We start from the raw sequence: 15,245 nt of genomic DNA on the forward strand, positions 1-15,245 counted from the left end.
TCAGTTTTTAGTTCTGAGTATAGCAATTAAACTTATCAACGCAGTGAGCGCTGACGCAATACCGGTGATATCACCAACACTTAATCTGAATTTTAAGCTGGGATCTTTCTCCGGAACGATAATTTTGCTGCCCGGCTTAACAGATGGGTAATTTCTAAAGAACAGGAAATGTCTTACAGGCCTGTTTAAGCCGTTGGGGTATTTTATGTAGGCACCTTTGAGGTATGCCTTTGACGTTGTACCACCTGCGGCATTAATATAATATTTGAAACTACTGTTATCGTAGTTGATCAACTGGGGGTTGTTAACCGCCCCCGTCACATCAACAAATGTGATTACCCTGGGTACATAAATGCTGTCACCTTCTAAAAGTATCTGGCTTTCGCGATTAAGCTTATCATTACTCAAATTAGTAAGGTCAAGATTTACACGAACGCCTTTTCTAAAAACCTGAGCATTTTCTAATGAACCGTAAGGTGTAATGCCCCCCGCGCGTTGAATAAAGTCGCGCGCGCTTTCATCGCGTCGCTGTACTGCGTAATCTCCCGGGAATAATACTTCGCCTTTCACACTAACATTACCTAATGAGCGGTAGTTAACCAATCTTTGTACGAAAATGTAATCCATTGGCTCCAACGGTATGTCGTTGTTGGTACCTGCAGACATATCGATATTGAAACTTTGCACAACCTGGTTGGCTACACTGTCTTGCTCGTTACGTATAATTCGCGACACCTCTACGTGGCGCTCGGCGGCCACATCTGTAAAACCACCCGCCATTGCGATCACATCGCTAAGTTTCATGCCTTTTCGGTAAACAAAGCTACTTGGTGTACGTACGTTTCCATTTACGGTTACCATACGGCGCGATATAAAAGTGCTTTCATCAAGAACCACAACAGTATCTTCGCGCATTAAGGGAATGTCACCAGCACCGCTAGCCACTTCCTGCGGTTTAAATGAAATAAATTGTTTTTGAAGATCGGGTAGGGTACGTTTAATAAAACCACGTACCATATATGCTTCTGCTTTTAATCCCCGGGCAGATTTTAAAAGCGAGCTTAAGGTTAAGCCTGCGGTTAGTTCATATGGTCCGGGGCGGTATACAGCACCTTCTAATACCACGCGATTGGCATATCTGTTGGTAATTGCACCTATAGTAATTACATCGCCATTACGCGGTGTAAAATTGTTAAACAGGTTGGCGGGTACATCTTTTATCTCTCGTTCCAGAGCGTTAATTTGTTCAACCTTAGCAATACCTTTATAAGCGATATCTGTATATCCGCCTGCATAATTTATAAGGTCTTCCAGTTGCTCATCATCCTTCAATTCATAGATAGCCGGCCGTTTAACCTCACCTTTTATTGATACGCGTTTTTTATATACCGGAATGCGTATCACATCCTGGTCTTCTAAACGGACGTTGCCGGATAAAATACCTTTTTGTAAAAAATCGTAGAAATCAACCGTTTTATATACCCTATTAGCGCGAATGATCTCAATGTTTCTCAAAGAACCGTTTATACTTGGTCCGCCGGAATTGTAAAGCGCGTTGAAAAGCGTTGTAAGGGAAGATAGCGTGTATGAACCCGGAGTTTTTACCTCGCCGGTAAGTGTGACGCGAATACTACGGGTGTTGCCAAGGTTTACGGTAATTTGCGTTTGCCCGGTTTTTAAGCCAGGGTAGATGCGCGTCATTTTATTGCGGATAAGTGCGGTAGCCTGTTCTATAGTAAAACCGTTTACGTATACAACGCCGGCGTAGCTCAAAACAAGGTTACCCTCTGGGGTTACCTTAGAAGTTTGCGAGCTTTCATTTAAACCAGTAACAAGCACTATAACATTATCACCGGGGCCTAACACGTAACCCTTTGGCGTAGCCATGTTAACATTGGGTTCGAAGGTAATATCAAACTGATTAAAGAAATCTAACCCATAAACCTGAAGGGCCTGTGTTGTGTCGCGTGCTTTCGGGGTGGCATTAATCACGCCGGTAGGCTTTTTCACAACGGTCAAGCTGTCTCTGGAATAATCTACAGATTGCTTACGTGCTTTATTTGAAATACTTGTTTTATTTTTTTTGCCATTTAAGCCCAGTAAGGTTACCCGGTCCTTAAAGGCTTGCACCTCATCTGGTGGTACACCTTTCTGAATCATAAGCTTGTAAGCCTCTGTTTCCGATAATCCGCTTTCTTCTAATTTGTTCCATATAGCGGTAATCTTGTCGTCAGAAAGGTCGCTAACTTTCAAACTCGACAGGTTGCCAACGGATACATCTTGCGCCATCACTTTTACGGGGACAGCAAATGATAGTAACACAAGTATGCAGAACAGAAATCTTAGTCGCATTTAGAGAAAATATAATACAGTTGAATATGCAAATATAAATTAAATAAACAGCTCAGAACCCATAATTAACCCCAACAGTAATTTGGTTTGGTACCGCGTTAGTTTGCAATGCAGGGCGTATTACACCGGTCTGATGTTGGTAAATACCACGAAGATATAAACGGTGTATAAGTTCATATCTTGCCGACACAGTAAACTGCGTTTGGCTTTCTACCGGGCCTTGTTGTAGGAACTTTGGTTGTGGTTCTGCAAAATATTGATCAAGTACACTTCCATTCCGACCCTTGCGTATATGGCTAATTTGCGCGCTTGTAGTTAATCTTGGAAAAGGATTGTATGACAGCCATGCTAAAAATTGATCGGAATTTTGACCGATCCAATCTCCTAATAGATAATTTTGACTGGCGTACGTTTGCGCCGGAATTAAATTGGCGTAAACGAACGGATTGATTCGCGTATACTCCGCGCCGACAGTTAAATAAGGGATGAATACATCTGTTACAGAACCACCGATATTGTAGCCCAACTGATTACGGCTACGTGCCGGGTCAAACGCCGTCTCAAGGCGAATCTCATCAATGAACAAAGTAGCGTAAAGATGTGTGTTGGGAATGTTATTCCTGGAACTTGCCTGAAAAAATATTTGCCCGTTAGAGCCGGTTGTGATCTTATAGCGGCTCTGATATTGGTCATAGGCCTTGAAGAAAAGGATCGGTATGAGATATCCTGCGTCAAGATAGTCGCTCGACACCATTGATTCTCCTATACTGAGCGATATCCCTTTCCCAGGTAAAAATGTAAGGCTGTGTGACGCCAGATATTTTTGAATGTACAATTCGCGCGTTCCGCTATACAAGTTTGTACCGGTTTTATAGGTACGTGCTGAGTCTATTAACGCCGATTGCAAGAACGCAAAAACGTAATTAAACTGAAGCCATTTTAAAGGCTTATAGTCAAACCTGATAAAAGGGTATGACGGTGCCTTATCAGACATGACCAGCCTGCCGTTTTGGCCATAACCCCACAATACCTGATCTTTGCCAACGCTAATTAAGCCGTTGTCCCACGAGTAGGTAATATTTCCGCGTACATCACTGTAATTTACAGCAGTAGATCTAAAATCGAGGTTGGCGGTGCGCTGTATACCGGTCTCAGGTGTAAACTGCTTTAAACTGTCTACACCTTTACCTTTTTCATTAACATCTTGAAAGTAAGCCTGGAAACTAAAGTGTTTACCAGCCTGGCCCCAAAAGACCAATCCGGAGGCTTGCTTAAATACGTTTTTTCCGCCGCTGCCAATTGTGTTTTCCAGAGTGATGGCAGGGTCGGCACGAAGGATGAAACCAGGTTTAGTAACAGTTACTGCACGGCGTACACCAAACTGATCCTTACTGAAAAGCCACTTAGTTTGGTCTTGTTGATTGTCCTCAAACTCACTGTAATCATTAAGGTAAAAATCTAACTCCTTTTTTTCAACGTCTGTTAATCCCTTAGCGCCATCTTTAAGTTGGTGAAGTAAGATGGCAATTTGCTTACGACTAACCGGTTGTATCAGGTCATCAAAACGTATACGGCCTTTTTGGGCTTGCCTTGCAAGATATTGATAGATTGGATGCTGAGGGTTTTCAAATACTGCCTGGGCTTTAATATTAGCCGAGACAAGAACAAGCGCAATTATAATAGGTAATATGCACTTACTATTACTGATTTTCATTTGCAGGAGGTGGATGTAATGGGTGCAAAGTTAATTATAATTAATAAACACAATTTTAGCAGGCATCATATCATGTAAAAGAAAATTACTTAATAGCTAACTCATACGCATTCAAGGTTTGCTCCGCAGCTTTACGCCATGTATATTCATTAATAATACGGTTATACAACAGTTGACTTAAGGGAGCCGATGATGCTTCATCTACTGCTTTTTTAATACTTGCCGGATCTGCAGGGTCGCAATAAAAGGCATCGTCTCTAAAGTAGTCACGGGTGTCGCCCTTGTCTGTAATTACCAAATTGCAACCCATTATGCCGGCCTCTAACGAACTTAAGCCTGTAGTTTCGAACCAACTGGCCAGTACGTGTACTTTGGCCTTTTGCAGATAGGCCACCATTTTGTCGTGCGGTGCTTTGCCCGCGAATATTACATTAGGAGCCGCTACATCTTTACAGCTCTTATAGTAATCCATTTGATTTGCCGAAGGCGCACCAATGAGCACTAATTTATATTGGGTGTTGTTAAGTGCTTTGATAAGATTAAGCTGATTCTTTCTGTTTTCAATCCGGCCAACGCACACAATTAAATTATCATCTTTTCTTACAGACGGATCATAGGGGAATTTTTCAGGGTTGATACCATTTGTCACTACCAAGCCGTGAACATTGGGTGTATAAATCTCTTTCAAACGATTTAATTCTGATTCTGAGTTTGGAAGAATATAATTGGCAGTCTCGAGCGCCTCTATGATACTTTTCCTTTGCCCTTTTAAAAAGTAATGAAGAGACGGACGATGATCTTTACCCACCAGCCAGCGCGCAATGGTTTTAAAATATTCCATGCTATCAGAATTCAGCCGGCTAAAAAATGCACCGATACCTTTTCTATTGTATTTATAATAGTCTCCGTAAGTACAGTGAATTGTAGATATTACAAAAGGCATTTTAGCCTTACGGCTATGGGTGACCATATCGCCGGGGCGAGGGATGCCGAAGAAATGCAATACATCATAGTCATGGTAGGGGATATTGTCAATAGACCGAAGTATGTCTACTTCTACACCAATATTTCTCAGCTGTTTCGCAGTTTGTTCTATTTGTACAGTATCCCCGCCTGCTATCTTATAAAGGTTTAAACGGGTAATAAAAGCAACTTTCATTCGCAATATTAAACTCTGCACATCGCAGTAATTCGTCGAAGTTAGATATTAATTCCATAACACAACGTTTCACATTTTAAGTTGGCTGGTAAATAATTGCGCTGTCGGCTTTAATAAACAATGGCATAATTTATGCGTTTAATAGGGTAGATAGTAATTTGTAGCTTTTATGATACAATTGCGATTGTGTCGCCAATATTATTATTAAAAGCGAGTAAATAACTAATAGGAAATAGTTATAATAAGAATAGCATCGTAAGGATAAAATTGGTTTTCTACTTAAAAATAGTATTTTTGAGAGTTGTTTGAGGCGAAACTATCTACCTTATATAGCATTCGTGCTGTCGACATAAAACAATAATATGAAGAAAAAAATTTACATTGCTGGTAGTGGGGGAATGCTTGGTGAGGCTTTTTATCGTGTCTTTAAAAATGATTATGATGTTAAGTGCACAGATAAAGATGTAAATGAAAAATGGCTTGATTTTCTAGACTTTAGAGATTTCGAAGCTTATAAGAATGATGTTAAGAAATATAACCCCGATTACCTTTTCCATATAGGTGCATTAACTAATCTGGAAGAATGCGAATCTAACATCGATGATACGTATCTTACCAATACAACATCAGTTGAAAATGCTGTTTTATTGGCAAACGAACTAAATATTCCTGTTTTATACATTAGTACTGCCGGGATATTTGACGGAAAAAAAGATTTTTATGATGATTGGGACGAGCCAAACCCGCTTGGCCATTATGCGCGTTCCAAATACATGGGCGAGCGTTACGTCCGTGAAAATGCAAAAAAATATATTATCTGCCGTGCAGGTTGGATGATGGGTGGCGGACCAAAAAAAGATAAAAAGTTTGTCAATAAAATTATCAAGCAGTTAGCATCCGGTAAAAGAGAGTTGCATATTGTTAACGATAAGGATGGCACACCAACGTTTACAGTGGATTTTGCTAAGAACGTTAAGTTGCTCTTAGAAAATGAATATTGGGGACTTTACAATCTGGTTTGCACGGGCGAAACAAGCCGCGTTCAAGTTGCACAAGAAATTGTTAACATATTGGGTTTACAGGATGACGTGAATATTAATGAGGTTAGCTCTGACCACTTTAAAGAAATTTATTTTGCACCACGCCCGCCATCAGAACGTTTGATAAATAAAAAGCTTGAATTACGTAATATGAATATCATGCGCGATTGGAAAGTTGCGCTTAGCGAATATATTACTGATTACTATACAGATTACGTTGCCGAAAATATTTATACTGTAAAAGAAGACGGTATAGGTACCAACGCCGTTTTATAAAATGCGCATTGCCGCTTTTGGGTTTCGAACCTTGCCTCCTGCAAAAGGGGCGGCGGGTGCCGACAAATTTGCTTTAGAACTATTTCCAAGATTAGTTAAATTAGGACATTCTGTTGTTGCTTATAACAGACAATACAAAGATGTTTTTGTAGATGTCACTGAATTTAAAGGCGTCACAATAAAGACATTGAAAACCGTGTCAAAATCCGGTTTCGACACACTACTACACTCTTGCAAAGCAACCTTTGATATCATAGTCAACAACACTGCAGATATTGTTCACATTCAAAATGGCGGCAATAGCATTTGGGCCTTACCATTAAGATTGTTCGGCAAAAAAGTTTTTATCAGCCAGGATGGGGTTGATTGGAAACGCGATAAATGGCCGTGGTATGGAAAATTATATTTAAAGCTTTCTGCTTATTTAACCGCGACGCTGCCAAACCAGGTAATCTTTGATAATGTAATTGCAAAAAGGCTTTTTGAAGATCGTTTTAAAAAGCAGTTTACATTTATACCTTTCGGTAGTGAAGTTGACACGACAAGTATATCTGATAACGTACTACGGCGTTTAAGCTTGACAAAAGGCGGATATTACCTTTTTATTGGGCGTTTTATTCCAGATAAAGGTCTGCATTATCTCATTCCCGGATTTAAACAATCAAATTCAAATAAGAAACTTGTGCTAATAGGCGGGTCGCCCAATTCATCAGAATATGAAAAAGAAATACTCGCGATGGGTAACGAACAGATTATTTTTCCGGGTTATATATACGGGGACGAAGCCAATTCTCTGATCGCTAACGCTTATTGTTACATTCAACCATCAGACGTCGAAGGGCTTTCGCCTATTGTACTCACTGTGATGGGATTAAATGTCCCGATGATTGTGAGTGATATACCTGAAAATTTATATGTTGTGGAAGACACTGTCACCACATTTAAAAAAGCCGACGCTGTTTCTCTAGCGGAACAAATAGATTTTTGTGAGGCAAATTATGACGAGATGGAAAAACTTGCCCGAAAAGCGCAACAACGGGCATTAAGTGTTTTTAACTGGGACCGTGTTGCCGAAGAGCACGTTCAAGTATTTTCTAAATACTAGCCAACACGTTTAAACACTTCAACAATTTCGTTGGCAGTTCTTTTCCAGGAAAAGTTTTTTAAGCGTTCTATGCCTTTAGCAATCATGTCTTTTCGCAATTGCGGATCGTCTAAAACCGATTGAATCTTTGCAACCAGTTCCTCAACTTTGTAAGGATTAAATGTTAGAACAGCATCGCCACCCACCTCAGGCAGGCAGGTATTATTGGATACGATAACAGGCACGTTATATTCAAACGCTTCCAGAACGGGCAATCCAAAACCTTCATTGAATGAAGGAAATACGTACAGCAACGCATTTGCATAAAGCTGCCCGATTTCCTGGTCTGTTAAGTATCCTGTTGTAATAATTTGTTCCTGCAACGCATTCTGCTCTATCAGTTCCTTTATCACATCATGATCATTGTCATATTGATTGGTAATAAATGAGCCTGCCAATACGAGTTTTAAATCGGGATAGCCAGTCTTTTTCAATTCTACAAAAGCCTTTACCAGTGTAGGAATGTTCTTGCGTTTAAACATTGACCCTACATGCAGAATGTAGTTGTGTTTCTTTATTGGAAAACGATCGAGAACATGGTTGCCAGAAATGTCATCGGCATTATAATTCATCCTCTTAGGCCCATCAGGGACAACCACAATTTTAGAAGGATCTATACCGACGTGATGGGCAATTTGCTTTTTGCCGTATTCTGTAGCAGTGACAAGTAATGGCGATCGCCGGGCGCCAGGTACGGTTGTAGCTTTATAAAGCCAAAGCCAAAGCTTACCGTAACTCTCGGGCGATTCAAAACAAAAAGCATCATGTAAACCATGAACGGTTTTATAACCTAAATGAACAATGGGTACACAATTATCGACACAAAAAACAATATCGCATTTTTGACCCCACGCTTTTAAAGGCAACACTATTTGCTTCCATAATTGGTAGCGAAAATGCTCAACCCATTTCCAGATTTTTTTTGGGCCGCTATAAACAGGTAGGAGAGTGTCGATGAACCGAAAACTTATACCGTCATCGTTCATGTGCGTAAATTCTCGCTGCAATTCCTCCAGGTAAGTTTTTATGCCTGTCTTTGCTTTTTTAAGATCTCTGATATCAACACCAACAATAATTGGCCTGTCGTTTCTTTGTATATTTTCGCTCAAACTATTTTATGTGATTTTTTTCCTCTTCCGCAGTTAAAATGTCTAGTACTTCAAAAAAAGACTTGTTGTAATGCCAACCCAATTGTGTTTTAGCCTTGGTATTGTCGCCATATATATCTTCGATGTCAGTTGGTCTGAACAATGACGGATCTTCCACTAACCGCTCATTGTCAATATTAAGACTTTTAAAAACATGCGTTATTATCTCTCTTAAGTAGACAGATTGACCGGAGCAAATTAGATAATCATCAGCAATATCTTGCTGTAACGATAGCCACATTGCCTTTACATAATCGGGTGCATAACCAAAATCACGCTTAACGTCGATATTGCCCACTTTTAAAACATCTGCAATGCCATATTTAATGTCAAGCGAAGTTTTTATAACCTTTTTAATAAAATAATGAGGCCCCCGAAGATAGGACTCGTGGTTAAACAACACACCGTTTACGCAATGTACACCATAAGATTCACGGTAGTTAACGCCTATCCAATAGCCCGAGGCTTTAGAAATTGCGTAAGGACTTAATGGATGTAACGGTGTTCTTTCTGTAACCGGCAATGTGTTAACACTGCCGAACATCTCACTGCTTGATGCCTGATAGACACGTGTGTGCATCGCTAAAAGCCTTACACTTTCTAAAATGTTTAATACCGATTGTGTGTTGTAATTTATGGTACCAATAGGCTGTTCAAACGATATGCCTACTGAACTTTGCGCCGCGAGGTTGTAAAATTCGTCTGGTTTGTATTTTAAAAGAATCTTAATAATGCTCGAAAAATCCAGCAAATCGCACTCTTCTATTTTAACTTTACCGATTAAGTTTAAGTAGATTAAGCCGTGTTTATTAAAGTTGTTATAACTGCGAACCAAACCAATAACCTTATAGCCTTCACTCAACAAAAGCTGCGTTAAATAAGATCCGTCTTGGCCTGTTATGCCCGTTATAACTGCAATCTTTGCCATATCAATTTCGGGTCTTAATGATTTTAGCCGGTACACCGGCAACCACGCTATTTGGCGGCACCATTTTATTCACAACACTTCCTGCCGCAACCACACTGCCTTCACCAATGATTACCCCGGCTAAGACCTTACAGCCTGCACCCAGCCAGCAATTGTTGCCAATAACCGTAGCGGCTTTTGTGACACCCTGATCTTTTATGGTTTTATCAGGCTGGTCAAAGTTATGATTCTCAGAGAAAATGCTGATATCCGGCCCTGTGATTACATCATCTCCAATGGTGATGCCGCCCTGTCCGGCTAAATATGCACGGGCATTTATGCCGGTACGGTTACCTATTTTTATTCCTACACCTTTATACGCAACAACTCCGGTGGCAAAAAGAATTGAGCCGCGACCGATGGAAACGTTGTCTCCAAATTGAATGCCATTAAAAGAAAGCGCGTTTATTGATACGTTGTCGTCCAGGATCAGATTTTTCCCGGCCGTTACCTTATAGCCGTGACGAACGTTAACCCGCTTGCCGCAAAAAACAAATCCGGCCGAGCTTTTTAGAAACAATTTTAACCAACATCCGCGTATCAACTGACAAAGCCTGTGTATCGAGATAACTAACATATCGCGGTTTGAGTGCTTGCTTTCCCACTTGTAATCAGGATCGCGTTTTAGTTTACGTATTAAAGTTTCTATCATAAGGCAGGGGCAGGTTGAGGGCTTTCAATGCCTTGTTTCATAACAACACTGATAAATAAGCCGGACAGAAACCAATTCATGTATGAGATATAAGAAGACGACTCAATTTCTGATGTGAATAAAGGAATTAAAATTCCAAGTTTAAAAAGCAATACCGCGAGGCACAGTTTACGTTCATTTCCTTTAAGCAACTTAAACCACTTTAACCCCTGCTTTATAAATAACAGGTAAACAATCAAATATAAAATTAGTGCGATTATGCCGGCTTGTACACCAATGATGATGAACTGGTTTTCGCCGCCAACGTTTTCGCCCAATGTGCCTGCCACCCGGCCGGTGGCGCCAAGGCCAAGACCCATGGGATTACCCGCAATCGCCGTAATGCCTTGTACCCATTGCAACACGTGGCCAACACTAGACGGGTTACTAAAATCAATTGTAGAGATGATTATTTCAACAAAAGGATTTTGCTTTTTATCTAACCTAAGAAAAAGATAGGCCACATAAATGACGCCGGCTATAAAGCAATAATGAACGATTTTAGTAATCAACCTCTTCTTAGTCAGGAGGGCATAGATGTAAATTACCAACAAATAACTTATTAACGGCGCGCGCGAAAAAGCCAAAACGATAGAACATACAGAAGCCACCAATGCCGCCAATCCGATCTTACTTGCCCTAAATTTGTTATCATCACTCGTAAACAACGCTAGTATAACAGACAGTGCTAAAATAGTGGCGGCGGCATGCTCTAAAGGGTTTGAGAAAAAACTGCCGTATCGCCTGTACCCGCCATCAGATTCGAAAGTTGTACTCAACCCAAAGTTACCGGATGGCTCCATATTAAAGAAGTAGTAGACGTAATCAGCATAACCTGTTATAGTCTGAAGATTTTGATTAGCAATAGCTTCTCCTATCACAACAACGCCGGCGGCTATAGTTAAAATAAGCAGGTAGTTAAAATACTTGTTTATAAATACAGTACGTATGTCTATAAATCTACCGGCAAAATAAACCACTATGAAGAAAGAAATGCTTTTTAATGCAATTAGCCGTTGTATAAATGTTTGCCCGCCTATAGGTAGTATAGCGTAAACAATTGTAAGCAGCAAGAAAGCTAATGTCAGGTAGTCTATTAAATGTAAACGTGGTACTTTCTTTACTAAAAGAATACCTATAATTAACACTATTAATATCAAAAACTCTTTGAAAAATTGCGCCGGCGGTAGCACGTCTCTCAAGCCCATCAAAAAGACGGCAGACATAGCTGTGGTGTAGATAGACAACCCGAATATAAGGAACAATAAAATGCCGGCCCTATTTCCCGAAAAAATTTCTTTAAGCGATGCTACAAAAGACAGCAGAAATATCAGTGGAAAGACAAACATCGCTTAAATATATATTGCCTTATTGATTTGGCCAAATAATGCGCAAAGGTGTAAATAAACCTTCTGTTAATCCACGCCATAAAAATTTGATTTTGTGCTTGCGACCGCGAATTATAAAGTAGCAAAGCAATACTAAATAATAACTCAAATTATAAAGTAAATTAACAGGGTATAAAAGAGGAAGTCCATAACGCCTGATAAACCATAAATGATTGCGGCAAACGTAATAATGTATAACTGGTGAAAGCGTACCTTCTGAATTTTTTACCGACGTTTTAGCAGATGCACCTGCTTCATGATACAACTTAGCAGTTGGAAGATACGCTAACCGCCCAATTTTTTTTAACCGATAGGACAGATCTGCGTCTTCATAGTAAAGGAAAAATTTGCTATTAAACAAACCAGACTTTTGCAAAGCAGCATTTCGTACAAGCATACAACAACCTGTTAGCCAATCCGGCTCCAACGGAGTATGCAGGCCTGTCGCGCCATCCGCATTTTTATTGTATGTTTTACCAACCCATTTGTTAAAATATCCCGGCCCGTTCCATAGTGCTTTGGGTCGGTGCATCCAATAAATTGCAGGCTGTACGGCTACCGTGTTAGGATGGCTTTTAAGATGATTCGTCAACTTGATTATTAGGTTGTCTTTAACAATGGTATCGTTGTTAATTATTAATGAGTATTTGTAGCCCCTTTCAATGCTTAACTTTAAGGCACGGTTGTTTCCTTCCGCAAACCCAAGATTTTTCGATTGAGAAATGTAGGTGAGACTAGGAAAGTGTTTGCTTATTTTATCGATTGATTGATCATTCGAGGCGTTGTCAATTATAATCGCATCGAATTCCCTACTGTCACAATGTTCAAACAGTGACCTTAGGCAAGCAATTGTATGTTCTGGTTTTTTGTAGTTAACTAAAATAACTGCCGTTTTATACCGCATACATTGCAAAGTAGGAATATCTAATAAAAAAGCCTTAGAGTTATTCTAAGGCTTTTATGCTTGGTACCGCATTTTGTCGGGATGGCAGGATTCGAACCTGCGGCCTCCACATCCCAAATGTGGCGCGATACCGGGCTACGCTACATCCCGAAAGGGAATGCAAAAGTATGCTTTTAAATTGCGTAAGCAAACTTTTTTTAAAAAAAATTGTCTCAAACGAACATCCATTCCGCTCTGGTATTAACTAAATGAGTTAATGTGTTGCGTATCAGCTATTTTTACGTTCGCAGTAACATCACTAAAATTCAACCGCGTATATTTAAATTATTATCTTTAATATTGTAACCAGGATCGTTGTATCAACTGTGAAATAAATTCTTGCAAATGTTCCAATCAATAAACATAGTACCCAGGTGGATAATCTTCATTTTGGATATTATAATATGCGTATTTTCATTAGGCCTGGCATATTTCATTAGATATAATTTCGACATCTACAATATTGACGTAGCGGCCTTTAGCAGAAACATTCTTTTCTTTATTGGAATAAACGCCATTGTTTTTTTAAGTGTAAAAACATACTCTGGAATTATTCGATATACGAGTTTGCAAGACGCACATCGAATTGTTTTGACTGTGCTTACCGTTAACGCTATCTTTTTTATTGCAAATCTTGTTTTATTAGCATATGGAAAAGGGCCGGTCTTATCTAATCAAATATTGGTGGTAAACGCCCTTTGTAGCGGCAGCATGCTTATCAGCTACCGGGTAATGGTCAAATATTTCTTTTTGTATATTAGAAATATAAGGATAGACAAACGCAAAGTTGTAATATATGGTGCCGGCGACATGGGTATGGCTGCAAAACGAAACCTAGATCACGACACTGCTGTAAATATGTCCATCGTCGGTTTTTTAGACGACGATGTTCGTAAGACAGGGAAAGTGATGGATGGCGCTAAAATTTACAGTGTAGATGCGTTTGAAAAATTTATTGGCACGCATGATAAAATAGATGATGTTATCATTGCTGTTAATCATTTGAATGTCGATAGGAAGAATAAAATAGTTGATATCTGCCTTAAACACGGCATTAGGGTATTAACGCTTCCTCCAGTGACAACTTGGATAAATGGACACATAGACTCGCGCCAGATAAAACAAATTAAGATTGAAGATTTGCTGGAACGAGAACCTATAAAAATTCATAATGATGAAATTGAAGAGCAGTTAAGAGGTAAAAGAATTGTTGTATCGGGCGCCGCGGGTTCAATTGGAAGCGAAATAGTGCGCCAGTTGAGCAAGTTCGATCCGCAATTAATTATTTTGGTTGACCAGGCCGAGTCGCCGTTGCATGAGTTACAACTTGAACTCCAAGAAGAGTGCAGCAACTTAATTTTTCATGCTTTCATAGGCGACGTTCGCGATAAGAACCGCATGGAGACGATGTTTAAGACTTTTCAACCGCAGTATGTTTATCATGCCGCGGCTTATAAGCACGTTCCTCTTATGGAGCATAACCCCGCCGAAGCAATACGTACAAATATTTTAGGTACCAAAATAATGGCCAACCTGTCTGTTCAATATGGCGTGCAAAAGTTTGTAATGATATCTACAGATAAGGCTGTTAACCCAACAAATATAATGGGTGCGTCGAAACGCATTGCCGAGATTTATGTCCAATCACTATTTAACTCATTTACTCAATCTGGCATTATTTACGAAAACGGACTTAGTCATCTAAACAGTAACCGTAATCCTGAAAAAACCCGTTTCATCACTACCCGATTTGGGAACGTTCTGGGATCTAATGGTTCTGTTATACCCCGTTTTAAGGCTCAGATAGAAAAGGGTGGGCCCATTACGGTTACGCATAAAGATATTACACGCTATTTTATGACTATACCCGAAGCTTGCCGGCTAGTTTTAGAAGCGGGATCTATGGGTAACGGCGGTGAGATATTCATATTTGATATGGGCAGGTCTGTGAAAATCGCAGAACTGGCAACAAAAATGATCAGGCTGTCAGGTTTAGTGCCTAATCAAGATATTGCCATAGAATTTACTGGTTTAAGGCCGGGCGAAAAATTATACGAAGAATTGCTAAACGATAAAGAAAACACGCTACCCACTCACCATCATAAGATTATGGTGGCAAAAGTACGTGAATATCACTTCGAGAGTATCTTAAAACACATAGACGAACTCATCCAGCTTTCTGCAGGCAACAATAGTTTACGCATGGTTGCTAAAATGAAAGAGTTAGTACCCGAATTTAAAAGTAACAACTCAATTTACGAGCAACTGGACACGGAATCCACAATAAGTAATTAACACTTATTTTCTCATGAGTTAAAGAATAAACTAATGGAATGTAGTTTTGATAACTTAAAAGAAAATTGCCCCGCGTTTTCAACATAGTTTGCCGTTGCCTGTCTATTGCTCTAATTTAGTGCACGAGT

The 15,245-nt window shown here is 39.8% G+C and carries 11 protein-coding genes and 1 tRNA gene; 3 read left to right on the forward strand and 9 right to left on the reverse strand.

The window, feature by feature from the left end; all coding sequences use genetic code 11:
• The 3 genes from GO620_RS05260 to GO620_RS05270 form a co-directional block, all read right to left on the reverse strand.
• The gene (locus GO620_RS05260) at positions 1-2,352 is read right to left on the reverse strand and encodes an SLBB domain-containing protein (protein WP_157526633.1); all 2,352 of its coding nucleotides are present in this window, start codon (positions 2,350-2,352) and stop codon (positions 1-3) included.
• Between the two features lie 52 nt (positions 2,353-2,404).
• Complete coding sequence (locus tag GO620_RS05265; RefSeq protein ID WP_157526632.1) at positions 2,405-4,066, reverse strand: capsule assembly Wzi family protein; 1,662 nt, start codon at positions 4,064-4,066, stop codon at positions 2,405-2,407.
• 85 nt (positions 4,067-4,151) lie between these two features.
• On the reverse strand, positions 4,152-5,225 hold the full coding sequence (locus GO620_RS05270) for a glycosyltransferase family 4 protein (protein ID WP_157526631.1): 1,074 nt from the start codon (positions 5,223-5,225) through the stop codon (positions 4,152-4,154).
• A 362-nt stretch (positions 5,226-5,587) separates the two neighbouring features.
• Here GO620_RS05270 and GO620_RS05275 point away from each other — a divergent pair, with 362 nt between their 5' ends.
• Together GO620_RS05275 and GO620_RS05280 are read left to right on the forward strand one after the other, a co-directional pair.
• Positions 5,588-6,541, forward strand: coding sequence for an SDR family oxidoreductase (locus GO620_RS05275; RefSeq protein ID WP_157526630.1), 954 nt, complete (start codon positions 5,588-5,590; stop codon positions 6,539-6,541).
• A 1-nt stretch (position 6,542) separates the two neighbouring features.
• A complete protein-coding gene (locus tag GO620_RS05280) occupies positions 6,543-7,646 on the forward strand; it encodes a glycosyltransferase (RefSeq protein WP_157526629.1) in 1,104 nt (367 codons plus the stop codon).
• Here GO620_RS05280 and GO620_RS05285 read toward each other — a convergent pair.
• The 6 genes from GO620_RS05285 to GO620_RS05310 form a co-directional block, all read right to left on the reverse strand.
• Positions 7,643-8,794 carry a glycosyltransferase family 4 protein gene (locus GO620_RS05285; RefSeq protein WP_157526628.1) on the reverse strand — a complete coding sequence of 384 codons (1,152 nt, stop codon included), beginning with the start codon at positions 8,792-8,794 and terminating at the stop codon, positions 7,643-7,645. The two genes, GO620_RS05280 and GO620_RS05285, sit on opposite strands and share 4 nt — an antisense overlap.
• 1 nt (position 8,795) lies before the next feature.
• Entirely contained in the window at positions 8,796-9,761 is a 966-nt protein-coding gene (locus GO620_RS05290; protein WP_157526627.1) for a GDP-mannose 4,6-dehydratase, read from the reverse strand.
• Position 9,762: 1 nt separating this feature from the next.
• Positions 9,763-10,452 carry an acyltransferase gene (locus tag GO620_RS05295; protein WP_157526626.1) on the reverse strand — a complete coding sequence of 230 codons (690 nt, stop codon included), beginning with the start codon at positions 10,450-10,452 and terminating at the stop codon, positions 9,763-9,765.
• Positions 10,449-11,840, reverse strand: a complete 1,392-nt coding sequence (locus GO620_RS05300; protein ID WP_157526625.1) for an O-antigen ligase family protein — start codon at positions 11,838-11,840, stop codon at positions 10,449-10,451. Before GO620_RS05300 ends, GO620_RS05295 begins: the two co-directional genes overlap by 4 nt.
• Positions 11,841-11,859: 19 nt before the next feature.
• Positions 11,860-12,783 (reverse strand): glycosyltransferase family 2 protein, encoded by a 924-nt coding sequence (locus GO620_RS05305; protein ID WP_157526624.1) that lies wholly within the window; start codon positions 12,781-12,783, stop codon positions 11,860-11,862.
• A gap of 76 nt (positions 12,784-12,859) precedes the next feature.
• Positions 12,860-12,933 (reverse strand) — tRNA-Pro (locus tag GO620_RS05310).
• Positions 12,934-13,167: 234 nt separating this feature from the next.
• On the opposite strand from GO620_RS05310, the gene GO620_RS05315 reads away from it, so the two are divergent.
• Entirely contained in the window at positions 13,168-15,117 is a 1,950-nt protein-coding gene (locus GO620_RS05315) for a polysaccharide biosynthesis protein (protein WP_157526623.1), read from the forward strand.
• Positions 15,118-15,245: the final 128 nt, after the last annotated feature.

Origin of the sequence: Mucilaginibacter ginkgonis (genome assembly GCF_009754905.2) — a bacterium.
In the GTDB taxonomy this organism is placed as follows: domain Bacteria; phylum Bacteroidota; class Bacteroidia; order Sphingobacteriales; family Sphingobacteriaceae; genus Mucilaginibacter; species Mucilaginibacter ginkgonis.